The sequence below is a fragment of the Polynucleobacter sp. AP-Titi-500A-B4 genome (assembly GCF_018688095.1).
Lineage (GTDB): Bacteria > Pseudomonadota > Gammaproteobacteria > Burkholderiales > Burkholderiaceae > Polynucleobacter.
The window spans coordinates 1,563,500-1,587,257 of the sequence record NZ_CP061311.1; the positions used below are offsets into that span (position 1 = coordinate 1,563,500).

A 23,758-nucleotide genomic window follows, 5' to 3' on the forward strand; every position below is an offset into this window, starting at 1 on the left:
CCTATTAACTATCGATATGACTTAAAACTGAACTATCTCACCCTCAGTCATCGGTATCACTTTGATAGTGCTACCCTTCATCGCCGCCTGGAATTCAGCAAGAGTGCCCTTTGTCATCGGATTAGAGTTGTAATGCATTGGAATCACCATCTTTGGTTTGATCCAAGTTCTCATGGCGTACGCTGCATCATCCGGTGCCATGGTGAAGTTACCGCCAATCGGGGCCATGACGAGATCTGGCTTGTAATACTCGCCAATAAATTTCATATCTCCGAATAAACCGGTATCACCCATGTGCCAAATCTTAAAACCATTCTCCAGTTGAATGATGTAACCCAAAGGCTCGCCAGCATGGTGTGCCTCCATCTTATCTGTAGCAGGGTTTTTCCAAACCAGTAGCGAGGAATGCTCTGCCTTCACTGCAGTTACCTTAATGCCAGGCAATGGAGTCACGCTACCACTCTTATTAAAACGATGTCCTAGCTCCGGTGGAATTTGACCAATGAAGATCAGGGGTGTCACCATATCTGCAGGGCCATATAACTTGGTGTTGTTCATCTTAGCCAACGCTGGTGCATCGCCAATATGATCAACGTGACCATGGGTTACTAAGAGAAGATCAATCGGTCCGAGCGCAGCCAAATCATTTTTATAAACTGCTGGGGTCTTTGGTCCACCAGTGATCCAAGGATCAATCACAATAATCTTGCCATCTGGCGACTTAATGCGAAAACCTGCTTGGCCCAACCATTGAATATCGGTCTTACCTGGCGCCCAAGTGCTAGTCACTGTCTGCGCTAAAGCAAAAGTGCTCATTGCCAATAACATTGGAACGATCAATACCTTTGCCAGCATTTTCGTTAAAGTAATTGCTCCCATGATTTTGTCTCCCGTGATCATTTTTATATTGATCTGAAAACTATATCCCAAATTGGGTATATGGCACTGCACCAATTATTAGGGCTGGATACTTTGAATTTTCTTAAGTTTCAGTTCGTATGAAATGAAATACTTATATACGTTACGAACATAAATCATCGGTTCATAGCCCATTCTCTGGGTCGCAACAAACTCAACATTTCCGAACCATTCATTAGGATCAAATCCCATTGCCTTTGCTTGATCTCTCGCTTTGGCAACATTATTCGGGCCAATGTTGTAGGAAGCAACAGCAAACAACGCTCTGTTGTCGCCCTTAAATTGAGCATCAGGGAAGTACTTGGTGATGAGCTGATTCATATAATCAGCGCCAGCATGAATATTGGGCTCCAATAAATGAATATCGCCAACGCCTAGGGAGTTACCAGTTGCAGGCATTAGCTGCATCACACCAATGGCACCAACTTTACTAACTGCACTTTGATTGAGCAAAGTCTCCTGAAATCCTAACGCCGCAATAAACAGAGGGTCGAGATTGTATTGCGCGCCATACTTTTGAAATAAAGGCCACATTGATTCGAAGCGCGCCCATGCAGACTTTTCAATAGGGTCCTTTAAGCCCTGCATATGGGCTTTATAGTCCTCTCCCCTGTAAGCCTTAAGAGCTTGATCGTATTCATCAGATCCAATAAATTTGTTGATGACTTGATTCAAGTCCTGGTTTGAAGACCTTACGCCATACCCAATCCATCCCGCATCTGCCGTAAAAATATCATCATGAATGACCATACGTTTATAGATTGGTTGCCAAAGTTTGGCCTTCCAGTCACCAATAATTACATACGGAATAAGACCAGCATCAACCATTTCCAAAAGATCCTCTCCATCTAAGGTGCCTACTGGAGAAACAATATTGACTGGAGCCTTACCTTTGCTTCGTAAACTCTTATTTATCTCTTGAAGGGTGCCTGGGAAATTTGTATTGCGTCCGCCATAAACGGTTTGTCCCGCAAGATCCTCAAAGGAAGTGACTGCAATAGCACTTGGCCCTGATACCAAAACTTCCCGGTCTAATTTATAGGCATGATTTAAAAGATATTCATGGGCGTTAGCCGAAGGCTTATAGAGACCTAAATCTCCAATCACCATATCCGCTTTACCAGCTGTGAGGCTAGTTAGTAAATCTGCATACTGGGTTGGTATTAATTTGACCGCAAGCGTTTTGCCCTTGAGCTCTGCAGCATATTGCTTGGTAAACCAAGCCTGCATAGCCTTTGACATATCGACAGCTATACCCTTAGGTGCGCCTTTGTCATTCACATAAATAGTGCGGTCATAAGGAACGGCAACCCGTACCAGTCTTCGCTGAAGCATTTGCTCATAAGTGCCGGTCCACACCTCACTATCAATAGTTGTTGAACTAGATAACTGAGCCAGACTAAAACTGCTTGAGGTAAATAGAGTAATTGCTAGAAGCCATCGAGGAAATGTTCTCATGCGTACATTTTACTGTGCCCCGCCCCAATGAAAAAGCCCCGCTCATGCGGGGCTTGAGATCTGCTAAGCCTACTACTCAAGGAATCATCACAATAGCGCCAGACACCTTTCTGCCTTCGGCAGCGCGATGAGCATCAGCAGCTTCCTCCAAGGGGAACTTCGCACCAATTTGCACTTTGACGTGGCCCTTAGCAATCGCATCAAATACAGCTTTAGCGTTTTCTTGCAAGAGTGCATGTGTTGCATTGTGTGGAAATACAGAAGGTCTTGTTAAAAATAGGCAACCTTTTTTATTCAGAATCTCTGGCTGAATTTCAGGGGCAGGACCAGAAGCAGCACCAAAAAGAGCAACCGTACCAAAAGGTGCAGTGCAATCCAAGGATCCCAAGAAGGTATCTTTCGCTACAGAGTCATAAACCACATTGGCCTTTTTACCACCAGTCGCTTTCAGCACTTCTTCTACCCAATTAGCATTGGAATAATCGACAACAGCATCACATCCCGCTGCTTTAGCTGCCGCAACTTTTGCTTGTGATCCAACAGTGCCGACTACGAAGGCGCCCAATGCTTTTGCCCAGCCAGCCAAAATTTGACCAACGCCACCAGCAGCAGCGTGCACCAATACGATATCACCCGCTTTGACTTTGTAAGTCTTTTGCACAAGATATTGCGCAGTCATTGCTTTAAAGAAAACAGCAGCGGCAACTTCATCTGAAACATTGCTTGGTACAGAGACTAATTTATCTGCTGCTACATTGCGAGCACTAGCGTATGCGCCAATACCTGCATTCATATACATCACTCGGTCACCGACTTTTAAACCAGTGACACCCTCACCCAAAGCCTCCACTACACCAACTGCTTCATGGCCAAGGCCTGTAGGCAACTCTAGTGGGTAAACACCAGAGCGCTGGTATACATCAATGAAATTAAATCCAATTGCCGTTTGACGCATTTGAACTTCGCCTTTGGCTGGCGGTGGCAATTCTTTATCAATTATCTTGATTACATCTGCGCTGCCTAATTTGTCCAGGCTAACTACTCGAGCTTTTGTCACATGTCACCTATTTATATTTGTTATGAGAAAAAATATCATACAACAAGGGCGTTTTCTTCTATCACCGCCCAGGTGCTATCACCCAACTTCTTGACTGCCATAGCATAAGTCCAACCATCTGGAATGCCACAACTCCATTCCTTGGGTCCATTCTGTATTAGGACATTGGTTGAATTTCTACTGTCGTAATACAGGTGGTAAATTTTTCCATGGATAGGATTAAAACTAAATTTTGCGCTGTGGACCATCTCGGTTGCATCGAGCCTTGCTTGCAAGGCTCTCGCCTGCTTCATCAGTACTTCCGCTTGCTCCATGATGCGCTCATACTCAAGCTTAGCATTTTGGCGAGCAACGTTTACCGCCTTATCTTTTTCCTCAATAACTTTGATGGGGGCAAAAACCGGGGCGCCAACCTCCATTGGGTATTCGATACCGGCATGTCTTGCTGGGTCAGTGTCTTCAATTCTCATTGCTTGCCCGTGAAATCTCGTTTTACTGCAAAATTGGTTTTAGTCAGTTGTATTGACGAAGAAAGTGTGACACAAAAAGGGAATTTTTGCCCACGGGCCAAAAGACCTATTCAGCACACCAGCTACAAGCACTATTAAGGATAGATTAGATGAGTAATGATGTCGCCCTAAATGTTTTGGGACAACCCCTGGTTCCTTGCTCTTTTGATCCTCTCACGGGTTTCTTTCGAGACGGTTGCTGCAAAACAAATGAAGAGGACGTGGGCAGTCATCTAGTCTGCGCAATTGTGAATGACGAGTTCTTACAATTTAGTCTTAGCAGGGGCAATGATTTAACAACCCCCATGCCGGCTTACCAATTTCCTGGGCTAGTTGCAGGTGATCAGTGGTGTCTTTGTATCAATCGCTGGCTTGAAGCCGTGGAAGCAAAATGCGCTCCCCCAATTAAATTAGAAAGTACCAACATCAAAGCTTTAGAAAAAGTGTCTCTAGATTTTCTTAAGCAATACTCCAGCGAGATCTGAAAGATTCTTTGAAAGCCTTTTACTCAGATCACTTTGTTCTTCCCTTGCCAGCAGGGCATCGCTTCCCCATGGAGAAGTATTCTCGCTTACGGGATTTAGTTGGTGAACTCTCAACTTTAGAACTCATTGAAGCACCTGCAGCAAGTGATACTCAACTGCTCTATGCACATGACCCAAGTTATCTTCTGAAAGTCATCGAGGGCAAGCTCAATCCTGAAGAGCAAAAAGAAATTGGTTTTCCTTGGAGCGAGAAGATGGTAGAGCGCTCTCGGCGCTCTGCAGGCGCGACTATTACGGCCGCCAAGACCGCAATTAATGAGGGCGTCTCGGGGAACTTAGCAGGTGGAACGCATCATGCCTACCGAAATGTCGGAAGCGGGTTTTGTGTATTTAATGACTCTGCCGTTGCTGCGCGCGCACTTCAAAAGGAAATTAGCCCTAATCTCAAGATCGCCATCATTGATTTAGATGTGCACCAGGGCAATGGCACGGCAGCCATCCTTCAGCATGATGCTTCTATCTTCACTCTATCGATTCATGGTGAGAATAATTTTCCTTTTCAGAAAGAAAAGAGTGACCTTGATCTAGGGTTAGCGGATGGCTGTGATGACCAAACCTATTTGCACTCACTGAACCAGTGTTTAGATCAATTGGATGATCGTTTTGATCCAGACTTTGTCATCTATCTCGCTGGCGCCGATCCTCACGAAGAAGATCGCTTGGGGAGGCTCAAGCTTAGCAAAAAGGGTATGCGCGCAAGAGACGAAACCGTTTTTCAATATGCCCTAGATAAACAAATCCCCGTTGCATTCTCAATGGCGGGCGGTTATGGCAAAGAAATCGAATCTACTGTGGATATTCATTTTCAGACTATTCAAACCGCCCTGCAATTTCAGCAGCGCTACTAATGCTGAGACTGTCTTAGGACTTTTTCTTTGAAGTGCTTTGAACGGAAGATAGGTTACTCACGCTCTCTACGCTTTTTTCAAAATTGGTAAATGAATCTGCCATAGCAGCGCGAACCAATTCAAAATTTTCTAGAGCATGGTTAAACGAGTTCTTAAATACTGAAACATAAGCCTCGCTTCCAAGAGGTGCATTATTGGTTGCGTCATTGACGAAATGAATCAAATCCGCCTTGGAATCTTGAATCATCACTTCAGCAATTTCAGCCAACTCCTTATTGCCGCTTTTCAACACATCTAACAACTGCTGGTGATAGTGGGTTACCTCTTTCGCGGCATCCTGCAAAACCTCGGCATGCACATAATCAAATACCGCCTTAGGATCTTGGGTTTTCATGAGGTCGTAGAGGCGCTGATGCATAAGCTCTGCAAATTCTTGCGCAACTTTTTGATTAATTTGTGCAATGGCTTGCGCACTCTCCATAGCCACTCGGCCTACATTTCTGCTTGCATTCATTGCCTTTTGCGGACTTTTGCTCATAACAACCCCTTTAAGTGAGAGATTCGCGGACGATCTATGCTTGTTTATTAATACCAATCTACTCTGGTTTAAGAGTGTTTCTATAGAGAAATACCAGTAGTGAGCTCTAAATAGATAAAAAGGCTGGCTTAAGCCCTAAAAATTGCTTATATCAAGCTATCAGGGGGCGACTTTTGTTATCGAAATAATCGATTATTTATATCTAAATTATTCATTATACAAATATAGAAATAGTCCCTAGAATGGACTCCGTTATCAAAGCATTCTATGTTTGATTAACCCAATTTATTTAACAAGAGGAGCACTATGTCTATCATCAACACAACCGTAGCACCGTTTAAAACCGAAGCTTTCCACAATGGCAAGTTCGTAACCATTACTGACGAAACTCTCAAGGGAAAATGGTCAGTTCTGATTTTCATGCCAGCAGCATTCACATTCAACTGCCCAACAGAAATTGAAGATGCGGCTGAGAACTATGCTGAGTTCCAAAAATTGGGTGCTGAAGTGTATATCGTTACAACCGATACTCATTTCTCACACAAAGTTTGGCATGAGACTTCACCAGCAGTTGGTAAAGCAAAGTTCCCATTGGTTGGCGATCCAACACATACATTGACCAATGCATTTGGCGTACACATTCCTGAAGCAGGTTTGGCATTGCGTGGCACATTCGTGATCAATCCAGAAGGCGTGATCAAGACAGCCGAGATTCATTCCAATGAAATCGCACGTGACGTTTCTGAAACATTGCGCAAGCTCAAGGCTGCTCAATACACAGCAGCACACCCAGGCGAAGTTTGCCCAGCGAAATGGAAAGAAGGTGCAGCAACTTTGACTCCATCTTTGGACCTCGTAGGCAAGATCTAATAGATCGGACTCTATAACCAATCAGACTCTCTTCGGAGAGTCTATTGGAGAGGACCAGATCCTGCCCAATAGACTCACTGCAATAGAAATAAAGGATTCATCATGCTAGATACCAATATCAAGACCCAGTTAAAAGCGTACTTCGAAAAGATCGTTGCTCCCATTACGCTTACAGCAAGCTTGGATAGCAGTGCTCCTTCTGCGCAAATGCAAGAACTTTTAAATGAAGTTGCAGAACAATCAGACAAGATCACCGTCAAGACGGATGGTAAAGCCACAAATACGCCAAGCTTCACTGTCGGCAAAACTGGTGAAGAAGCCCGTATCACTTTTTCAGGCTTGCCAATGGGTCATGAGATGACCTCTTTCATCCTGGCTATTTTGCAAGCGAGTGGTTACCCACCGAAAGTGGAAGAAGACATCATTGCGCGCATTCGCAAGCTAGATGGAAAGTTTCGTTTTCAGACCTTTATTTCTTTGTCATGCCACAACTGCCCTGATGTTGTCCAAGCGCTGAACTTAATGGCAGCACTCAACCCAAATATTGAGCATGAAATGATTGATGGCGCTCTATTCCAAAACTTGGTTGATCAATACCAAATCATGGCCGTGCCAACCGTCATCCTTAATGGCGAAGTATTTGGTCAAGGCCGCATGGGTGTTGAAGAGATTATTGCCAAGCTAGATACCGGTAGCACTGAAGAAGAAGCTGCCAAACTTAATGCCAAAGGTGACTTTGATATGTTGGTGGTTGGTGGTGGCCCAGCAGGCTCTGCTGCTGCAATCTACGCTGCTCGTAAAGGCATTCGCACCGGTATTGTTGCCGAGAGATTCGGTGGCCAGGTGATGGATACACTTGGTATTGAGAACTTTATCTCCGTCTCTCATACTGAAGGACCAAAACTAGTTCAAGCCCTAGAACAGCATGTGAAGGACTATGAAGTGGATATTATGAACTTGCAGCGTGCTAGCGCCTTGCGCAAATCGGGTGATGGCATCGAAGTAGAGATGGCCAACGGTGCGGTATTAAAAAGTAAGTCTGTGATCATTAGTACTGGCGCCCGCTGGAGAGAAATGAATGTTCCTGGCGAGCAAGAGTATCGTAATAAGGGAGTTGCCTACTGCCCACACTGCGATGGCCCTTTATTTAAAGGTAAGCGTGTTGCTGTGATTGGTGGTGGAAACTCCGGCGTTGAAGCGGCAATTGACTTGGCCGGTATTGTGAGTCACGTTACCTTGATTGAATTTGATAGCCAACTGCGTGCAGATGCGGTTTTGCAAAAGAAATTGTTCAGTCTGCCTAATGTCACTGTTATTAAGAGCGCCCTAACAAAAGAAGTATTGGGTGATGGCACCAAGGTAAATGGTCTGCGCTATGAAGATCGCAGCACTAAAGTAGATCAGACTATTCAACTTGAAGGCATCTTTGTGCAAATTGGTTTATTGCCAAATACAGAATGGCTTAAGGGCACGGTGAATCTATCCCCTCGTGGCGAGATCTTGGTAGATCCAAAAGGTGAAACGTCGATGCCCGGTGTATTTGCAGCAGGTGATTGCACAACAGTCCCTTACAAGCAAATCATTATTGCCATGGGCGAAGGAGCCAAAGCATCACTAGGGGCCTTTGACTACCTGATTCGTCATTCTGTGACTGAAGAAGAGCCAAGCAAGATCGCTGCTTAACGACGGTGGCTTAAAAAATAAAACCCCAGATTGGTTTCTGGGGTTTTATTTTTCGGCAGGAAGATTAGCGTTTATAAAAACTGAGTGTAACTTCACCAAGATTGATGCCAAACTTACTCATCTGCGCTTTATTGATCATGACTTTAGGTGTTACTAGATACATCCAGTCATCAAATTGAACATGATAGATGGTGCCATCAACCGGTAGTGCGAGGGTATAGGCCCAGTTGAGCGCATTTCCGGCCGACGAGCCATTGGCTTCACCAACAACATCATCGGCTTTGCCGATATATTTTCCGGGCGAGACCTCTGTTAACTTCCAAATCCGCTTTTGTTTAGTTCCATCAGAGTATTCAAAGCTTTCATCTAGGGTACCCACTTTTTTCCCATCAATTACTTGCCAGTTTGCCTGAATCAAGACTGTAAAACGTTTGACTACCACTCCACTGCGATCAGTAAAGATTCCATAAGCATCAATCGTCCCTGAAAAATACTCACTTAAATCTAATGAGGGTTTTTCATTGGCATATTGAGATACTTTTTGGCCGGCACACCCTAGCAAGAGAAAGGCGCAGAAAAATGCACCACATAATTTAGTCAAAAATGGTTTCATTAATTACAAGCCTCTTGAAAAAGGGGTGGTGGGCAATTTTGCCCAAGTAGCTGCTCACGTAATTTCGGCGCGCTTGTTTTAGGATCCAACCAAATACCAAAAAAGGCTTTAGAAAAATCTGCGCCCGGTATTTGCGCAAGGGGTTTTCCTTCGAAATAAAAAGTAGTGCCCTGTTTTGGAATATAGATAGCAGTCAAGTTTTGACCTGACTCTATATTTGGCATGAATGTTGCTAACTGCTTACCCCAAATCTGTGCCTGCGTATCGGGTACGCCCAGTTTTTTCATCTCCTCTACCGAGCGAGTTGTAATCGCATTACCGGTAAATGATTTTTGGTAACGTAGGTCAAGTGCAAACTCAGAGGAGTTTGCACTAGGGCCACGATAAAACGATGCATCATAAACGTGAAACCCCCACCAAGTAAGCTTACCGCTACCCTGGAGCTTTGCTGGATTTAATGCCTCATTAATATAGACCTGCTCTCTTGCATGCGCATTGGCAACGAATAAACAAATCGCTAAAAATAGTTTGAATAAGATCACATTAAATTTCATGATGCGCCCTACTTGCCTCTTGCCTTGACTAAACGTAATGCGCCTGGACCCAACACCCGAGAAATCGCATGTCGATTCTTGGCAAAAAATTGATAACCCAGACGCAACGGTGGTTGCACGATCTTTCTGGAAAATAGCCACGCCAGAAAAGGGAGATTGGCTCGGCGATAGGCCTCAGGAAATACTGCAGCACCTTGAATTAATGAGCCATCTGCATATTGACCGTACATGGCAGCCAAAGCCTGCTCACATGACACCCCGACTCTTGTGGGATCGTAACGATCGGAATTGATATCGATAAAGTCTAATAAACCCGCTTGATTGCGGCCATTGAGAAACAATATCTCCGCTTGGCACAAGGGGCATGCGCCATCGTAAAACAGAGTGAGTTTTTGTAAATCATTTGCCATCAAGCAAGTGTAAGACTTATTCAATAAACTGGCTGGCAGCAGAACATTGATAAAGATCCCTTGAAAATACTCCCCAACCCCTTTCGTGCACTAGTCATTGGCTCCTCTGGAACCATTGGATCAGCCTTTGTTGAGCTTCTCAAAAATAACCCCTCCTGCTCAGGGGTTGTGGGCATTCACCGTGGTTCAGAATTCCCGCTGGATTATCAAGACCCCACATCTATAGAAAGATGCGCAAGTGCTCTGGCTAGTACGGGACCATTTCAACTGATTATTAATGCCATTGGTGTCTTGCACAATCAGGACTGGATGCCAGAGAAAAAATTAGATGATCTCAATGCCGAGCAATTGATGGAACTTTTGAAGATTAATACGATTGGACCGGCTTTAAGCATTCGATATTTTTCGAAATTACTCGATCCACAACATTCCATCATGGTGACCTTGTCGGCCAAGGTTGGAAGCATTGAGGACAATCGTCTTGGTGGTTGGTATAGCTACCGAGCCTCTAAAGCAGCCCTCAATATGCTCATCAAAACGGCCTCGATTGAATTGACCCGTACGAAACCGAAAGCGGCACTCATTGCAATGCATCCAGGCACTGTAAATTCCAGGCTTTCTAAACCGTTTCGGGGCGAACAGATTGGCAGACCGGCTCAAGATGCCGTAGCAGATATGTTTCGGGTAATAGAAAATCTTCAGATCGAAGATTCGGGAAGTTTTCTTTCTTACTCAGGTGAGAAATTACCCTGGTAAATCAAGCTTACTGACTATCCCTGAGTTTGGGGCGCTTTTTTACGGCAAGCGTCAGAGCAATATTTCACGGCTTCCCAATTTTTTGCCCATGACTTTCTCCAAGTCATTTCTTTTTTACAAACAATGCAAGTCTTGCTCGGCAGATAACCCTTATTCCCCTTAAAAGTTGTAGTCATATTCGCTTTTAAAGATCATTTAAGTGACTTAATACGTGTTGCGCATGCCTAGCAATCGATTGCTGATCCTCATCACTAATTCTTTTAAGGTTTGCTGTCATCAAGCGCGTCCTTGGACTAGCCTCAAACTGGGCGCGATGCTTGATTAAGAAATTCCAATACAAAGTAGTAATAGGACAGGCAGTTTCACCAAAGCGAACATCAGGCTTGTACTGGCAAGAGTCGCAGTAATTACTCATACGCTTGATATAAGCGCCACTGGCAATATAGGGCTTACTCGTAAAGCGGCCACCATTGGCGAATAACGCCATGCCCGCTGTATTGGGTAGCTCAACCCACTCAATCGCATCAACATAAATCGCCAAATACCAGTCACAGACTTCTGACGGAAGGATCTCGGCTAATAGAGCAAAGTTTCCAGTCACCATCAAGCGCTGAATATGGTGCGCATATCCATACTTCAGAGTCTGACCAATAGCATCTTGCATACAGGCCATCTGAGTTTTTCCAGACCAATACCACTGAGGCAGTGATCTCTGATGATCATAATAATTATCTTGTGCCATCTTCGGCATATCTAAGTAGTACATGCCTCGTACAAACTCTCGCCAACCCAATATCTGACGAATAAACCCCTCCACCGTAGATAAATCTAAGGAGTATTTTTTATAGGCACTGATAACAGCAGCAATGACCTCGCGAGGATTGAGTAGTTTGAGATTAAGAGAACTCGAAAGAATAGAATGCCAGCCATAAGGCGTATCAGTCCACATGGCATCTTGATACACACCAAAGTTTCGTAAGCGATATTCGACAAAATAATTCAGCGCTTCTAAAGCCTCATCACGAGTCACTGGCCAACGAAATGCCCCTAATGATCCAGGATGCTTGTCATAGACTTTCTCGACAAAGGTAATCACATCTTGCGTGATAGCATCTGGCTCAAACAATACGGGCTCCTCAATGATGCCGAGCCCTTTTTTTGGATAAGATTTGCGATTATCTTGATCAAAGTTCCATTGACCACCCTCTGGATTGCCATCAGCATCTACCAGAATGTGGTGTGTCTTGCGCATCAAGCGGTAAAAATACTCCAGACGTAGCTCTTTTTTACCGGCAGCCCATTCCAAAAACTCACGATGAGAGCAAAAGAAGTGCTCATCCTCACGCATCTCGAGCTCTATACCAAGCTCAGTGGCTAGCGTTTCGATTTCTTGCTTTAAACGCCACTCCCCCGGCTCAACACAAATAAGATGGCTTATTTTTTCTTGTTGTATTTTTTCCTTAAGTGCATCAACAATGGATAAAGGACTATTTTGAAGGTAGCTGATCGGGTAATTGAGCTTCTTTAAGGTCTGAGCAAAGTGCCGCATGGCTGATAGAAATAAAGCAATCTTCGCTTTATGAGACCAGACATATTGAGCCTCATGCATGGACTCGACCATGAATACTTCATCTGACTTAGGATTAAAGCCTTGAAGTGCGGCGCCCTGTAAATCGAGCTGATCCCCCAAAATCAAGACTAGCTTTTTAGAGGATTTCATTTATTTTTATATTGGGTTGGGCAATATGCGCGATCAACCAACTTACTGCGCAAAGCGACATGCTTTGTTGATCGACCTGTAACGCGTTTTCGCCAAAGCTCAAAGGAACGCCTTTTCAGCTCGTGTCGCATCAATTGAATCACTTGAGACTCTGATAATCCAAATGACTTTTCAATCGCATCAAATGGCGTTCTATCCTCCCAGGCCATTTCAATCAAGCGGGATATATCGGGAGCGGAGAGTGTTTTTAGAGAGAATCTTGCCACCCTGCAAGTTTAAGACTTATTGAATAAACTGGTGTGACGCCCCTATAGTTACGCCACACAAAGCCTACCCCCTCATGCTTGGAAAAATTCGCCAGAAGCTCATTGCTCAAGAGCCTATTCAGACCACAAAGGTGACGGAGGTTGTTTGCCCTATTTGTGATCGACCGATCCCAGAATCACAGAAAGATGCCCACCATCTTGTACCTAAATCCAAGGGCGGCAAAACCACGGAATATCTCCACCGAATTTGTCATCGTCAGATTCATGCTTTATTTACCGAAACTGAGCTGGCGGTGCAGTTCAATACTGCAGCCACTTTGCAAGAACATCCTGAAATGCAGCGATTTATTCGTTGGGTTAAATCCAAGCCTGATCACTTTTATGAAAAAACCCGCAAGAGTGCGCGTATTAAAGCCTAAAAGACAGAACTGGCTGGCTTTCGCTGCTTTGAACTAGAACCATATAAAATTTACTCGAGACGCACTTCAGAAAGAAAGCAATGAGTCAACAAATGAATAAAGTAGCCTTGGTTACCGGAGCGGGCGCAGGAATTGGTAGAGCAGCCGCGAAAGCGCTGCTTCATGGTGACTACAAAGTCGTCCTTACTGGGCGCAATCTAGATAAGCTACAAAAGGCAATTGTTGACATTGGTGGCACTCCAGACAACTGCTTAGCAGTAGTATGCGATGTAGGCAAACCCGATCAAGTCAAACAACTATTTCAAGCCCTTAAGGATAAATTTGGTCGCATTGATGTGCTCTTTAATAATGCAGGTATTGGCGCTCCAGCAATCCCAATGGAAGAGCTCACATATGAGCAGTGGATGAATGTGGTGAATACAAATCTGTGTGGTGCATTTTTATGCTCTCAAGAAGCGATTCGCATGATGAAGGCACAATCACCTCAGGGTGGTCGCATTATTAATAATGGTTCAATCTCGGCGCATGCTCCAAGACCTATGTCAGTAGCCTATACCAGCACTAAACATGCTATCACTGGTTTGACTAAAACCATCGCACTGGATGGACGTCCTTTTCAAATTGCCTGTGGACAGATTGATATTGGCAATGCTGCTACGGAAATGACTGAGCGTATGGCAGCTGGCATTATTCAAGCAGATCACTCTATCAAAGTAGAGCCTCGCATGGATGTTGATCATGTTGGGCAGGCAGTACTGCATATGGCCCAACTACCTCTAGAGAGCAATATTCTTAATATGACCATTATGGCTACCAATATGCCATTTGTTGGTCGAGGTTAAACATGCCACAAGCATTTATCCGACTCCAGCCATGAATAAAAATATCCTCATTGTTGGAGAGTATGGAAAGATCTTCATCACCCCCTTGAGAGAAGCGCTTGGGGATCAGTGGTCAATACATCACTGCACTATCGAACAAACTAAAGCAGAACTATTAGACCTAGTTTCCAAAGCTAGCATTCTAGTGGTCACTGCAGAGCTGACTTACTCCAAGGATCCGCAACTCATTCAAGATCTCATTAAAGCCGGAAAACAACTTCAGTTAATTCAAGTACCGTTTTCTGGAATGGAATGGCTGAATCAAGATTGGCTTGCTGAGGGTTGCAGAGTATGCAATACCAATCAACATTCAGAACCTATCGCTGAATATGTCATGCTGGGCATCCTAGAGTTTGCTGTCAATATGCGCTTAATGGATCGCGAATTACGTCAAGGGCGCTGGACTTACGGTGGATCAATAGTGCGCGGCAAAAAGCACACTGAAATCCAGAATAAAACGATCGGTTTTATTGGCTACGGCCATATCGCAAAACGTGTTACTGAGCTAGCCGCTCCTTTTGGAATGAAATTTCTGGCAATCAGTCGCAATCCTAAACAGGATTCTAGGTTGGTTTGGTGGAAAGACAGTTCACATCTGGATGAGCTACTCGCTGAAAGTGACTACATCCTCATTACCTCACCTCTGAGTGATAGCACTAGAGATATGATTAATGAACGCACCCTGAAAAAGATGAAGCCGACCGGCGTGATTATTAATGTAGCCAGAGGCCCGATCATTAATGAGGCAGCTATTTATCAAGCCCTCAAGAATCGTCAGATCGGCGGCGCCCTGCTCGATGTTTGGTATCAATATGCCAGTACTGAAAATTTAGAGATGCAACCCTCAGCCTTTCCATTTCATGAGCTTGATAACATCATAATGACGCCGCACACCGCTAGCTGGACAGATGATCTGGATACAAGACGTATAAATTCTGTAAGCAAGAATATCCAAAACTTCATCAATAAAAAACCGCTAGTAGAAGTTGTGTACTAGCGGTTTTAGAGTTGCTTGACTAAGAAGTTACTCTTTGTAGCCGGGATCAAGTTTTTCAACAATACGCAACATCGCAGGCCACTCCATTTCACCAAAGGGTCTTCTAACATTTGGTTGATAGAGATGATGCGTCTTCTCTATCACTTCTTTTGGCGGCATGGTGAGCTTTACCCCAGATGAAAGTGCATCTACCTGAGCTTTGCATGCCATTTCCAACCAATACAAGGTATTAAATGCTTGCGCTATGCTCGGCCCCACAGTCAGCAAACCATGGTTACGCAAGATCATTGCTGTTTGGTCACCTAAGTCTGCGACTAAACGGGATTGCTCATCGAGATCAATTGCAACACTTTCATAGTCGTGATAGCTAATGCCATGAAATCGCATGGAAGTCTGGGTAATCGGCAATAGGCCGCACTCCATGGCTGAGACCGCCATACCAGCACGGGTATGTGTATGAATAACACAGCTAACATCTTCTCTTGCACGGTGGACCGCACTATGAATGACGTATCCCGCCTGATTAATACCAAAATCCGGATTAGGGTTGTAAATAATCTCACCATCTAAATTAATCGTAACCAAATTAGAGGCAGTCACTTCGTTGTACATCATTCCATAAGGATTAATCAAAATGTAATCATCTTGACTATCTGGAATTCTGGCGGTGATGTGGTTATATATGAGATCGCTCATCCCAAAATGGGCAACTAACCTGTAACAGGCAGCCAAATCAATACGGGCTTGGCGCTCTGCAGCCGTTACAACATAATTACTCTTAGCCATTGCCTCATTGCTCCATGGGTTTGATATTGAAATCACGGATTAGTTTGCCGGTATTTTCATTATCAGTTTTAATGAAGAGTGCAAACTCACCAGAGTTAGCAGACATCCGTACCTCTGCCCCACTCTTCGCTAGCTTTGCACGCGTTTCTGGCTCTTGTAAGACTGCGTTGATTTCGGTTAGCAAGGTTTTTTGAATTGCGGGAGGTAATCCTAGTGGGCCAAAAAGACCGAGCCACGCGCCAATCTCAAAACCAGGAAAACCTTGCTCAACTACCGTTGGAATTTCTGGGGCAAGCTCGGTTCTCTTTAGAGTAGCTACGGCCAATGGCTTTAACTTACCAGCCCTGACCATCGCAATGCTAGAAGAAAGTGTGTCAAAGGTGACTGGCAACTGCCCGCCAATCACATCTGCTTGTGCTTGACTGCTGCCTTTGTAGGGAATCTGCGTCATTTCAATACCAGCACGTTTAGCCAAAACTGACATCACTAAGTTGCTGGTAGCGCCATTACCTGTTGAGCCATAACTGATTGGAGTAGGACTCTTTTGTGCATTTGCTAAAAATTGCTGCAAGGTATTTGCAGGATCATTTGGGTTAACCACCATTAGATAAGGCAGCCAAACGAGCATCCCGATCGGAGTGAAATCTGTCAGCGGGTTATAGGTCAGATTTTTATAGATATGGGGATTAATAGACATTGGTGCGGATGCACTCACCAATAAGGTATACCCATCTGGCTTAGCCTTTGCTGCAATGCCTGCGCCAATGCTGCCTGCAACCCCTACTTTGTTATCCACCAGAAATTGCTGGCCCATGCGTTGAGACAGGCGATCGGCAACGATACGAGTCACCGTATCCGTCCCCGTTCCCGGAGGGAAGCCAATAATGATCGTTACTGGCCTATCAGGATAAGCTGCAAAAATGGATGCGGAACTGCCTATTAAAAATGCAATCCCTAATAATTTAATCAAGACTTTTAGTTTCATGACGTCTCCAAATGCTTTTTATTTATTTAAAGACAATATTACTATTAACCAGTCAAAATTGGTCAATTTGACCCAAGGAATGCAGCCCATCCGTATAGGTTGATAAAAGGCACAGCAACTCTATTAAACATTACATCAAGATCTCTAAAGTCCGGCTAATGGAAGATACCAATAGAGTCTGACCTGAAAGAGCAGATACTTTGATAAAAAGTATCAAATTACACTTAAACGGGAGACAAAATGATCAAGACTGCTATCTCTAGAAAGCTCACTTTAGCCGCATTAGGTTTTGCAATATCAACGAGTGCTTATTGCGGTACTTATGTATATATTTCAAATATTGAAGATGCTGATATCACAGCGTACGAACTATCGGCCGGCTCGAATCCACATCTGACATCCATTGGTCGCTTTCCGGCTGGAAAATTTGCGATGCCAATGGCAGTGACACCAGATAATAAAAATTTATATGCCTCTGTGCGCTCTAAGCCATTCTCTTTATACATGTACCAAATTGATCAAGGTAATGGGCAATTGAAATGGACTGGTGCAATCCCCCTACCAGACAGTATGGTGAGCGTTTCTACAGATAAAACTGGAAAATGGTTGTTGGCGACCTCTTTTGGAGGGCACAACAATAGCGTTAATCAAATTCAAGCGAATGGTTACGTTAATCCAGTTCCTGCAGAAGCCTTTCCAAGCGGCGGAAAAAACCCACACGCTATCGTATTTGATCAATCCAATAAATTTGTCTATGTACCCCAACTCGGTACAGATGAAATCAAAATCCATACTTTTAATGCGTCCCAAGCAAAGCCTCTTTCTGAAACCTCAAGCTCAGTAGCGCTTCAAAAACAACAAGGCCCAAGACATATTGTGATTTCAGCGGACAATAAATTTGCCTATGTCATTACTGAGATGACGGGTGAGGTCATTGTCTTTTCAAGAGACCTTAAATCTGGGGCATTAACTCAAATTCAAGCTGTTTCAAGCCTTCCAAGTGACAGTAAGCTTGTTCCTGGAAGACCAAGACCTCCAACAGGCTCTCCAGAGGCAACAGCTTTTGATGATTCCAATATGATTTTCTGTGCCGAGATCAAACTAACGCCAAATGGAAAATTTCTATACACATCAGAGAGAACAAAAAGCACTTTAAGTGGCTTTGAAGTGGATCCCCAAACAGGCAAAGTAAAATATTTATTTACCACCCCAACAGAAGAAATGCCTAGAGGATTTAACGTAGATCCTAGCGGGCAATTCTTAGTTGCTACAGGCCAAAAATCCGACAAGGTTTCCCTCTATTCAATTAACCAAACTTCTGGCGAACTTAATTTAATTGAAAGAGTTCCTGGCGGCAAAGGCGCTAACTGGGTGACCTTTGTTAAAACCAAGTAATGATTTAAATCTTGCAGAAAGCATGCCGCCTTCGGGTGGCATTTTCATATGACCTAAGGTGGGATGATGAGCAAACTACACAATACAAAACGTTTATTTATGCAGTACGGTACAAGCCTTGTGGGAGCTTCAACTATTGGCAGTATGAGTAGGCCTGTTTATTCTCAAACACCAAAATGGACTGGCTCCCAATACCATAATCAACCTGCATTAAGTCACCAGCATTCATTTCTCGTCGATATGTGGGCAGCAGTTGCTAAAGAAACCAATGGACAACTGCAGATCACCGTCTATGCGCAGAATAATCAGATCCCAGGCTCTGATCCGCAAGCTTTAGATATGTTGCAAAAAGGAGATCTCGAATTCTTCACGCTCATGGGTGGAATTTTAGGAAAAGTGGTTCCAATAGCAGAAATTCAGGGTGTACCTTTTGCCTTTAAAAATAATGCTCAAGTTTATGCAGCTAATGATGGCGCGCTAGGAGAGTACATTGCAAAAGAATGTGCGGCGAAAGGTATTTATCGCTTTCAGTACGGTCTACTTGAAAATGGCTTTAGGCAAATTGGTATGATTGATAAGGCTATATATACACCAGCAGATCTTGCCGGTATGCGGCTCAGAGTTCCTGATGGCGAAATGTTCAGAGACCTCTTCAGCTCTCTGGGGGCAACGCCAGTCACAGTCAACATCAAAGAGCTCTATGAGTCAATGAAAACCCGCAAGGTTGATGGGCAAGAAAATCCACTAGTGATTACAGAGGTCAATAAACTCTACGAGGTGAGCAACAATCAATCCATTACTAACCATATGTGGTCAGGCTTTAACTTACTAGCCAATCAAAAATTTTGGCAGAGTCTCCCAGGTGATGTTCAAGAAGTCGTTCTTAGAAATATCAAAAAATATGTATCTCTACAAAGGACCTATACCAATAATCTCAACAAACAACTTGAGATTACTCTTGCTGAACGCGGCCAAAAATTTAACCAAGCTAACATTCAGAGCTTCAAGGACAAGTTGGGCGATGGCTTCTACGGTCGGTGGCGAGAACATTTTGGAAAAACAGGCTGGAATCTCCTCGAACAGACTGTAGGCAAGCTCTAAAGCTAAGCTGGGCAACTTAAGCTAATATCAATATCCATCGCATAACCAAATCATCAAAAGGAAACAAATGAGTCTCTTAGATAAACTTCGTTGGCGCTATGCCACCAAGAAAATGGATTCTACTAAGACAGTCCCCACAGAAAAAGTGGAAGAAATTTTGGAGGCCGTGAGACTAACGGCTAGCTCAAGTGGACTGCAGCCATATGAATTGATTGTTATCACTAATAAGGATGTTCGTGAAAAGATCAAAGCAATTGCAAATAATCAAACGCAAGTGACTGACTGCTCACATCTCGTTATTTTTGCAGCCTGGGATGATTACACTGCTCAGCGCATTAATGATGCCTTTGATATGACTGAGGCCGTCCGTAACTTTAAGAATGATGCGGGTGTGGCGTATCGCCAAATGCTCTTGAAGAATTACCCAACCAGAGGTCCAGAAGTCAACTTCACGCACGCAGCTAAGCAGGCTTATATTGGCCTGGGGACGGCCTTGATTGCTGCAGCAGAACTAGGTGTAGATTCCACTCCAATGGAGGGCTTTGATCCTAAGGCACTCGATGAAATCCTCAACCTTAAAGAAAAAGGTCTACGTAGCGCGGTAATGCTGACTTTAGGCTACAGAAAAGAGGATGAGGACTGGTTAGTCAAACTTAAAAAGGTAAGGCGCCCCAAGGAGAGCTTTATCAGTTGGATTCAATAAATAATCTAGCTCAGCAAACAAAATGCCAGCCCCAGGGTTGGCATTTTTTATTTGTCTCAGATCATAAGCCTGGGTAGCAATTAAAGGCCTTTTATACGACCTATATCAATATGCCTCCAACTTTACGGCATACAGTGAGGAATGGGCTTTCTTTTGCTGCCATACAAGATTGGATAGATCAGGCTAAATATGAAAAATCGATACGCTATTGCCCTTGTAGTACTTTTATTTATCAGCGGTTCATCGCAAGCCAATCGACAACTGGCCTCACGCAATGGCTGTATGGGCTGTCATGCGGATACGGAATTTGATGCGCCGCCATGGCCAGAACTGGCCATGAAATATGAAAAATACCAAGGCCAACCAGATGCCGCTCGCATACAAGGAGAGAAGTTGCGAAAAGGAAAGCTATTCAAAAATATCAAAGCCCATCAAAAACTCTCGCCAACCAATACCACTCAATTAATGCAATGGATTATTGACGGGGCAAATTAATGGTAAACGAATGAGAAAATATTACCCAGAAAGCCATGCTAATTTAAAAGCATTACTTGGTTTTTATATGCCCCTGTTAGAGCCTTTTTGACTATCTTGTAGATATCTAAATCAAACTCAGCATCACCGGAACTTTTTAGCTCAGATAACTCATCCTCGTTGATGGCGGTTCCTAGGTAACACCAGTTGTCTAAGACAATCATTTCTCCGCCATCACGAATAGCAATTGGTCCTTTATAAGGCCATACTTGAACCTTATACAAGCCCATGGCAGTTTTTAGTTGTAAGTTATGAATTTCCTTAGGCACTAGTCCAATACAAGCGCCACCACATTGTTTTACTTGGTATCCAAAACATGATTTCCCGTCAATATTTTTTTCTAGGCCAAGCAAAAGTTCACATAAGCGATATTTTTTAGCTACCGCCTTTAGGTATGAAATCGCCTCTCTTTTGTTATAAAACAAACCATAGAGATTCTCCTGAAGACCAGGTAACAATTCTTTATGACTAACTAATAAGGGCTTGAGCACTCCATCAATACCCATTTCCAAACTCCAGGCACAAAGGTCTTTAGACCGACGAAGCTTAATATTCATACTGGGCATGCGCTCTTTAATTAGCCTTGACTCTAGAATTAAAGCACTTAACTCTCCGCTAGTTTCTATCCAGTCAATGTCTCTTACCTGTAGGGATAATTTCATCTCTTTACGCTGTGTTAATGCGCCTTGAAAATGACCCATCACTCTACTTCTCAAGGAAATGCTTTTGCCAATGTATAGAGGGGCCCTATTTTCACCATAAAAGATATAGCAACCGGGGGCATCTGGAATTGAATCAATTAACGCCTGATCAATATTCGGCGGAAGACTTGCGTTGCCGATGAGTTGGTTGATAGCAGCTAGCAACCTTTCTTTTCCCACCACCGTTTCACACACTCGCCAAAACTGTAAAAGTAAATCAGCATCTCCAAGTGCTCTATGTCTAGCGCTCACTACAAGACCGTGTGACTGAATAATGGTATCTAAGTTATGACGAACTTGGTTTGGAAAGAGCAATCTAGAGAGCTTGACGGTGCATAAGACCTTGGGCCTGAAATCAACCCCCACTCTTTTGAAAGAAGCTTTAATAAAACCGTAATCAAAACGTGCATTATGAGCAACGAAGATTTTGCCCTCTAGCTCTTTCTTAAGTTCATTGGCCAAGTCCTCAAAGCAAGGTTGGCCAGAAACCATTTGCGGCAATATACCCGTTAGTCTTTGGATATTTTGCGGGATATATACTTGGGGATTAATTAATCTTTCCCATACACTCACCTCATCGCCTGCAAGTGTTTTGATGCCAATTTCTGTAATCCGGTCTCGCTCAAAATGAGATCCCGTAGTTTCGATATCCACAAAAGCGAGCGCAGGATAGTGAACTGCTTTCTTGTTCATAGGAATTGCTAATGAATAGATATCAAGCTTATATCTAAACTCTTAATCTTCTTGCATGTTTGGCATTAACTAGGGGTGCGATTCAAAAAATTTGCGAAGTCAAATACAGAGTTGGGACCGCGTGGAACTTGTTCAATTTTCTTGAATTCAGTTTTTACAATCTTTTGAATATCACCCTTTTGCTTTGTTTCTTTTCCTGGATCCTGGGGGATATATATCTTGCGCTCAGGCGCCTTTTTAATCTCGCTAAAACTCGGTACGTAATCCTTTATGGTAGAGGCCAGAGTGACATTTGCCATACAACTTAGCATGTAAGTTTCGAGAGATTGATATAACTCCTTTGCAATATCCGACAACTCAACCTTACGCTTTTTAATAAGATTCATGGCAAGCACAATATCTTTAATGGTGATGACGCCTGGATCCTTTTTTAGCTGATAGCCTCCGGTTCGACCTTTGACACCAACAACTAGACCAGACTCTCTTAATGGGCGCAGTAAGAGTTCAATACGACTAATGGATAAATTCTGTCTTTTAGCTATTTCAGGGACTGGAACTAGCTGCCCATCACCTGAATGACTGGCGATATCCACCAAGGTGTTTAGTGCGACTTTGACTGCTTTAGTGATATCCATGGGTACTTAGCAAAAATGTTAGATTCGAACTAGTATCAAACTGATTTGAAATTTATGTTGCGGCGCACTTTTTAACCCTCTTAAAGACATGGTTGTAACTACCGATACCACCCACCCTTTTGCCTGTCGACTGCTTAGGTTGATTGCCTATCTTTTGGCTGGCGGGGCTCTAGCCCAAGCCTTTGCTTACGCTGTGATTTACATTTCGATCTATGACTCTCAGGCAGCGGGTATGCTAGCCCACCTTCTAATTCAATATCTCGCGAATTACTTTTTAGGTGCTTCGTTCATTATTTTGAGTGTTTCCAACATTCTCATCAAAAGGGGTTTGTCAGATATCAAGGTAATCCGCATACCCTCACTCGCTTTCATGCTAGTCATCGCTGCCACGAGTTTTCTCATCATTCCTCGTATGGATTACTTGCGGGAGACAGCGCTGCTCGATGGTATGCCGGTGATGCTATCGCCATTTGCGAGCTATTTTTTGATATTAAATAATCTGATACTGCTCTTACTTGCCACACAGATTTTTTACAGCAGTTTAATTGCCTGGCGCCTTAGCAAGACTCAATTAACCTAGGTAGGGCCTAATAGCCGCTATCAAAGGCAATTGCTGCTCTTGCCTTATAAACTGGCCAATCTCGACTCGAAGCGAAGATTGACTGATGAAGAAAGTTTTAGAGCCCTCAAGAGGCGGCTCTATCTTCGCCCACTGGGTATTAAATTCATAAATAGTCTCTTTATAGCCAATGAATTTTTTGACAATAAGCTGCTTACCGTTGACTTCAATGGTTTCGCAATCAAGTGCATGCCTGCAGTAGATTAAAAAACCAATTGTCACGGCACAGAGCTCTAAAAGCGTAAAAATCAAAATAACCCAAACTCCTGCCAGAAGAAAACCTGCTGCCACAGTTACCGAAAGGCACACCAAAATAATATAAAACTTGAGTAACTGCTTGGGTGATAGCGCGCAGTTTCTTCGCATTTGCCAAGTTTTCGTACTCAAAACATTCACCTCAAAATCAATTAATTTTTATGCTCTTGAGACTTTGCTAGCCGATCAGCACTTCTTTGTTGAAAATCAACCATGGTGTGATACCCCATTTGATAACAAGGGCAATGCTTACCTAGAATCCAGCGGGCGAGCTTAATGCGTAGTTTTTGCACCATGTTGATTCTCCAT

Annotated in this window: 29 protein-coding genes; 13 read left to right on the plus strand and 16 right to left on the minus strand. The window is 43.6% G+C overall.

Going from position 1 to position 23,758, the window contains the following annotated elements:
• Nucleotides 1-21 precede the first annotated feature (21 nt).
• The 4 genes from FD968_RS07860 to FD968_RS07875 all read right to left on the minus strand — a co-directional run bounded on the left by FD968_RS07860 (nt 22) and on the right by FD968_RS07875 (nt 3,903).
• Complete coding sequence (locus tag FD968_RS07860) at nt 22-879, minus strand: metal-dependent hydrolase (protein ID WP_215365328.1); 858 nt, start codon at nt 877-879, stop codon at nt 22-24.
• A 78-nt stretch (nt 880-957) separates the two neighbouring features.
• Nucleotides 958-2,376, minus strand: a complete 1,419-nt coding sequence (locus FD968_RS07865; RefSeq protein WP_215365330.1) for a transglycosylase SLT domain-containing protein — start codon at nt 2,374-2,376, stop codon at nt 958-960.
• A gap of 76 nt (nt 2,377-2,452) precedes the next feature.
• A complete protein-coding gene (locus FD968_RS07870; protein ID WP_215365332.1) occupies nt 2,453-3,433 on the minus strand; it encodes a quinone oxidoreductase in 981 nt (326 codons plus the stop codon).
• A gap of 35 nt (nt 3,434-3,468) precedes the next feature.
• Nucleotides 3,469-3,903 carry a DUF2452 domain-containing protein gene (locus FD968_RS07875; protein ID WP_215365334.1) on the minus strand — a complete coding sequence of 145 codons (435 nt, stop codon included), beginning with the start codon at nt 3,901-3,903 and terminating at the stop codon, nt 3,469-3,471.
• Nucleotides 3,904-4,052: 149 nt separating this feature from the next.
• On the opposite strand from FD968_RS07875, the gene FD968_RS07880 reads away from it, so the two are divergent.
• Nucleotides 4,053-4,427, plus strand: a complete 375-nt coding sequence (locus FD968_RS07880; protein WP_215365336.1) for a DUF2237 family protein — start codon at nt 4,053-4,055, stop codon at nt 4,425-4,427.
• Between the two features lie 8 nt (nt 4,428-4,435).
• Nucleotides 4,436-5,335 (plus strand): histone deacetylase, encoded by a 900-nt coding sequence (locus tag FD968_RS07885; protein WP_215365338.1) that lies wholly within the window; start codon nt 4,436-4,438, stop codon nt 5,333-5,335.
• A gap of 13 nt (nt 5,336-5,348) precedes the next feature.
• Here FD968_RS07885 and FD968_RS07890 read toward each other — a convergent pair whose 3' ends face one another.
• The gene (locus FD968_RS07890) at nt 5,349-5,873 is read right to left on the minus strand and encodes a phasin family protein (protein ID WP_215365340.1); all 525 of its coding nucleotides are present in this window, start codon (nt 5,871-5,873) and stop codon (nt 5,349-5,351) included.
• Between the two features lie 306 nt (nt 5,874-6,179).
• Between FD968_RS07890 and ahpC the strand changes: the two genes are divergently transcribed.
• Both ahpC and ahpF read left to right on the plus strand, forming a co-directional pair.
• A complete protein-coding gene (ahpC, locus tag FD968_RS07895) occupies nt 6,180-6,743 on the plus strand; it encodes an alkyl hydroperoxide reductase subunit C (RefSeq protein WP_215365342.1) in 564 nt (187 codons plus the stop codon).
• A gap of 102 nt (nt 6,744-6,845) precedes the next feature.
• Nucleotides 6,846-8,426, plus strand: coding sequence for an alkyl hydroperoxide reductase subunit F (ahpF, locus tag FD968_RS07900; RefSeq protein WP_215365344.1), 1,581 nt, complete (start codon nt 6,846-6,848; stop codon nt 8,424-8,426).
• Nucleotides 8,427-8,490: 64 nt separating this feature from the next.
• Here the strand turns inward: ahpF and FD968_RS07905 are convergent, their stop codons facing one another.
• Genes FD968_RS07905 through FD968_RS07915 form a run of 3 tightly spaced genes read right to left on the minus strand, consistent with a single transcriptional unit; the run spans nt 8,491 to nt 10,003 of the window.
• Entirely contained in the window at nt 8,491-9,039 is a 549-nt protein-coding gene (locus tag FD968_RS07905; protein WP_215365346.1) for a DUF3833 domain-containing protein, read from the minus strand.
• Nucleotides 9,039-9,593, minus strand: a complete 555-nt coding sequence (locus tag FD968_RS07910) for a chalcone isomerase family protein (protein WP_215365348.1) — start codon at nt 9,591-9,593, stop codon at nt 9,039-9,041. Before FD968_RS07910 ends, FD968_RS07905 begins: the two co-directional genes overlap by 1 nt.
• 8 nt (nt 9,594-9,601) lie before the next feature.
• Entirely contained in the window at nt 9,602-10,003 is a 402-nt protein-coding gene (locus FD968_RS07915; protein ID WP_215365350.1) for a thiol-disulfide oxidoreductase DCC family protein, read from the minus strand.
• Nucleotides 10,004-10,063: 60 nt separating this feature from the next.
• Here FD968_RS07915 and FD968_RS07920 point away from each other — a divergent pair, with 60 nt between their 5' ends.
• Nucleotides 10,064-10,759 (plus strand): SDR family NAD(P)-dependent oxidoreductase, encoded by a 696-nt coding sequence (locus FD968_RS07920; RefSeq protein WP_215365352.1) that lies wholly within the window; start codon nt 10,064-10,066, stop codon nt 10,757-10,759.
• Between the two features lie 14 nt (nt 10,760-10,773).
• On the opposite strand, the gene FD968_RS07925 is transcribed toward FD968_RS07920, so the two are convergent.
• Genes FD968_RS07925 through FD968_RS07935 form a run of 3 tightly spaced genes read right to left on the minus strand, consistent with a single transcriptional unit; the run spans nt 10,774 to nt 12,745 of the window.
• The gene (locus tag FD968_RS07925; RefSeq protein WP_215365354.1) at nt 10,774-10,935 is read right to left on the minus strand and encodes a DUF2256 domain-containing protein; all 162 of its coding nucleotides are present in this window, start codon (nt 10,933-10,935) and stop codon (nt 10,774-10,776) included.
• Between the two features lie 8 nt (nt 10,936-10,943).
• Nucleotides 10,944-12,479, minus strand: coding sequence for a cryptochrome/photolyase family protein (locus FD968_RS07930; protein ID WP_215365356.1), 1,536 nt, complete (start codon nt 12,477-12,479; stop codon nt 10,944-10,946).
• Entirely contained in the window at nt 12,476-12,745 is a 270-nt protein-coding gene (locus FD968_RS07935; protein WP_215365358.1) for a TIGR03643 family protein, read from the minus strand. Before FD968_RS07935 ends, FD968_RS07930 begins: the two co-directional genes overlap by 4 nt.
• A 74-nt stretch (nt 12,746-12,819) precedes the next feature.
• Between FD968_RS07935 and FD968_RS07940 the strand changes: the two genes are divergently transcribed.
• The 3 genes from FD968_RS07940 to FD968_RS07950 all read left to right on the plus strand — a co-directional run bounded on the left by FD968_RS07940 (nt 12,820) and on the right by FD968_RS07950 (nt 15,042).
• Nucleotides 12,820-13,164 carry an HNH endonuclease gene (locus FD968_RS07940; RefSeq protein WP_215365360.1) on the plus strand — a complete coding sequence of 115 codons (345 nt, stop codon included), beginning with the start codon at nt 12,820-12,822 and terminating at the stop codon, nt 13,162-13,164.
• A gap of 80 nt (nt 13,165-13,244) precedes the next feature.
• Nucleotides 13,245-14,006 carry an SDR family oxidoreductase gene (locus FD968_RS07945; protein ID WP_215365362.1) on the plus strand — a complete coding sequence of 254 codons (762 nt, stop codon included), beginning with the start codon at nt 13,245-13,247 and terminating at the stop codon, nt 14,004-14,006.
• Nucleotides 14,007-14,037: 31 nt separating this feature from the next.
• Nucleotides 14,038-15,042 (plus strand): 2-hydroxyacid dehydrogenase, encoded by a 1,005-nt coding sequence (locus FD968_RS07950; RefSeq protein WP_215365364.1) that lies wholly within the window; start codon nt 14,038-14,040, stop codon nt 15,040-15,042.
• 27 nt (nt 15,043-15,069) lie between these two features.
• Here the strand turns inward: FD968_RS07950 and FD968_RS07955 are convergent, their stop codons facing one another.
• Together FD968_RS07955 and FD968_RS07960 are read right to left on the minus strand one after the other, a co-directional pair.
• Nucleotides 15,070-15,828 (minus strand): class II aldolase/adducin family protein, encoded by a 759-nt coding sequence (locus FD968_RS07955; RefSeq protein ID WP_215365366.1) that lies wholly within the window; start codon nt 15,826-15,828, stop codon nt 15,070-15,072.
• 4 nt (nt 15,829-15,832) lie between these two features.
• Entirely contained in the window at nt 15,833-16,813 is a 981-nt protein-coding gene (locus FD968_RS07960; protein ID WP_215365368.1) for a tripartite tricarboxylate transporter substrate binding protein, read from the minus strand.
• Between the two features lie 240 nt (nt 16,814-17,053).
• Here FD968_RS07960 and FD968_RS07965 point away from each other — a divergent pair, with 240 nt between their 5' ends.
• The 4 genes from FD968_RS07965 to FD968_RS07980 all read left to right on the plus strand — a co-directional run bounded on the left by FD968_RS07965 (nt 17,054) and on the right by FD968_RS07980 (nt 20,507).
• Nucleotides 17,054-18,208 (plus strand): beta-propeller fold lactonase family protein, encoded by a 1,155-nt coding sequence (locus FD968_RS07965; RefSeq protein ID WP_215365370.1) that lies wholly within the window; start codon nt 17,054-17,056, stop codon nt 18,206-18,208.
• Between the two features lie 63 nt (nt 18,209-18,271).
• The gene (locus FD968_RS07970) at nt 18,272-19,309 is read left to right on the plus strand and encodes a TRAP transporter substrate-binding protein (RefSeq protein WP_215365372.1); all 1,038 of its coding nucleotides are present in this window, start codon (nt 18,272-18,274) and stop codon (nt 19,307-19,309) included.
• Nucleotides 19,310-19,376: 67 nt separating this feature from the next.
• Entirely contained in the window at nt 19,377-20,012 is a 636-nt protein-coding gene (locus tag FD968_RS07975) for an NAD(P)H-dependent oxidoreductase (RefSeq protein ID WP_215365374.1), read from the plus strand.
• 189 nt (nt 20,013-20,201) lie between these two features.
• The gene (locus tag FD968_RS07980; RefSeq protein WP_215365376.1) at nt 20,202-20,507 is read left to right on the plus strand and encodes a hypothetical protein; all 306 of its coding nucleotides are present in this window, start codon (nt 20,202-20,204) and stop codon (nt 20,505-20,507) included.
• A 38-nt stretch (nt 20,508-20,545) separates the two neighbouring features.
• Here FD968_RS07980 and FD968_RS07985 read toward each other — a convergent pair whose 3' ends face one another.
• Both FD968_RS07985 and FD968_RS07990 read right to left on the minus strand, forming a co-directional pair.
• Complete coding sequence (locus FD968_RS07985) at nt 20,546-21,901, minus strand: exonuclease domain-containing protein (protein ID WP_251367547.1); 1,356 nt, start codon at nt 21,899-21,901, stop codon at nt 20,546-20,548.
• A 104-nt stretch (nt 21,902-22,005) separates the two neighbouring features.
• A complete protein-coding gene (locus tag FD968_RS07990; protein ID WP_215365380.1) occupies nt 22,006-22,575 on the minus strand; it encodes an Rrf2 family transcriptional regulator in 570 nt (189 codons plus the stop codon).
• 88 nt (nt 22,576-22,663) lie between these two features.
• Between FD968_RS07990 and FD968_RS07995 the strand changes: the two genes are divergently transcribed.
• The gene (locus FD968_RS07995; RefSeq protein WP_215365382.1) at nt 22,664-23,155 is read left to right on the plus strand and encodes a hypothetical protein; all 492 of its coding nucleotides are present in this window, start codon (nt 22,664-22,666) and stop codon (nt 23,153-23,155) included.
• On the opposite strand, the gene FD968_RS08000 is transcribed toward FD968_RS07995, so the two are convergent.
• Nucleotides 23,147-23,581 carry a DUF2244 domain-containing protein gene (locus FD968_RS08000; protein ID WP_251367548.1) on the minus strand — a complete coding sequence of 145 codons (435 nt, stop codon included), beginning with the start codon at nt 23,579-23,581 and terminating at the stop codon, nt 23,147-23,149. The two genes, FD968_RS07995 and FD968_RS08000, sit on opposite strands and share 9 nt — an antisense overlap.
• Nucleotides 23,582-23,758: the final 177 nt, after the last annotated feature.

Bases quoted from the DNA above. Each gene is read 5' to 3' on its own strand.
- FD968_RS07925 (WP_215365354.1), bottom strand. From the start codon at position 10,935: ATGACTACAACTTTTAAGGGGAATAAGGGTTATCTGCCGAGCAAGACT.
- FD968_RS07960 (WP_215365368.1), bottom strand. From the start codon at position 16,813: ATGAAACTAAAAGTCTTGATTAAATTATTAGGGATTGCATTTTTAATA.
- FD968_RS07970 (WP_215365372.1), top strand. From the start codon at position 18,272: ATGATGAGCAAACTACACAATACAAAACGTTTATTTATGCAGTACGGT.
- FD968_RS07890 (WP_215365340.1), bottom strand. From the start codon at position 5,873: ATGAGCAAAAGTCCGCAAAAGGCAATGAATGCAAGCAGAAATGTAGGC.
- FD968_RS07955 (WP_215365366.1), bottom strand. From the start codon at position 15,828: ATGGCTAAGAGTAATTATGTTGTAACGGCTGCAGAGCGCCAAGCCCGT.
- ahpC (WP_215365342.1), top strand. From the start codon at position 6,180: ATGTCTATCATCAACACAACCGTAGCACCGTTTAAAACCGAAGCTTTC.
- FD968_RS07865 (WP_215365330.1), bottom strand. From the start codon at position 2,376: ATGAGAACATTTCCTCGATGGCTTCTAGCAATTACTCTATTTACCTCA.
- FD968_RS07940 (WP_215365360.1), top strand. From the start codon at position 12,820: ATGCTTGGAAAAATTCGCCAGAAGCTCATTGCTCAAGAGCCTATTCAG.
- FD968_RS07950 (WP_215365364.1), top strand. From the start codon at position 14,038: ATGAATAAAAATATCCTCATTGTTGGAGAGTATGGAAAGATCTTCATC.
- FD968_RS07930 (WP_215365356.1), bottom strand. From the start codon at position 12,479: ATGAAATCCTCTAAAAAGCTAGTCTTGATTTTGGGGGATCAGCTCGAT.
- FD968_RS07905 (WP_215365346.1), bottom strand. From the start codon at position 9,039: ATGAAACCATTTTTGACTAAATTATGTGGTGCATTTTTCTGCGCCTTT.
- FD968_RS07875 (WP_215365334.1), bottom strand. From the start codon at position 3,903: ATGAGAATTGAAGACACTGACCCAGCAAGACATGCCGGTATCGAATAC.
- FD968_RS07965 (WP_215365370.1), top strand. From the start codon at position 17,054: ATGATCAAGACTGCTATCTCTAGAAAGCTCACTTTAGCCGCATTAGGT.
- FD968_RS07975 (WP_215365374.1), top strand. From the start codon at position 19,377: ATGAGTCTCTTAGATAAACTTCGTTGGCGCTATGCCACCAAGAAAATG.
- FD968_RS07945 (WP_215365362.1), top strand. From the start codon at position 13,245: ATGAGTCAACAAATGAATAAAGTAGCCTTGGTTACCGGAGCGGGCGCA.
- FD968_RS07915 (WP_215365350.1), bottom strand. From the start codon at position 10,003: ATGGCAAATGATTTACAAAAACTCACTCTGTTTTACGATGGCGCATGC.
- FD968_RS07995 (WP_215365382.1), top strand. From the start codon at position 22,664: ATGGTTGTAACTACCGATACCACCCACCCTTTTGCCTGTCGACTGCTT.
- FD968_RS07910 (WP_215365348.1), bottom strand. From the start codon at position 9,593: ATGAAATTTAATGTGATCTTATTCAAACTATTTTTAGCGATTTGTTTA.
- ahpF (WP_215365344.1), top strand. From the start codon at position 6,846: ATGCTAGATACCAATATCAAGACCCAGTTAAAAGCGTACTTCGAAAAG.
- FD968_RS07990 (WP_215365380.1), bottom strand. From the start codon at position 22,575: ATGGATATCACTAAAGCAGTCAAAGTCGCACTAAACACCTTGGTGGAT.
- FD968_RS07980 (WP_215365376.1), top strand. From the start codon at position 20,202: ATGAAAAATCGATACGCTATTGCCCTTGTAGTACTTTTATTTATCAGC.
- FD968_RS07860 (WP_215365328.1), bottom strand. From the start codon at position 879: ATGGGAGCAATTACTTTAACGAAAATGCTGGCAAAGGTATTGATCGTT.
- FD968_RS07880 (WP_215365336.1), top strand. From the start codon at position 4,053: ATGAGTAATGATGTCGCCCTAAATGTTTTGGGACAACCCCTGGTTCCT.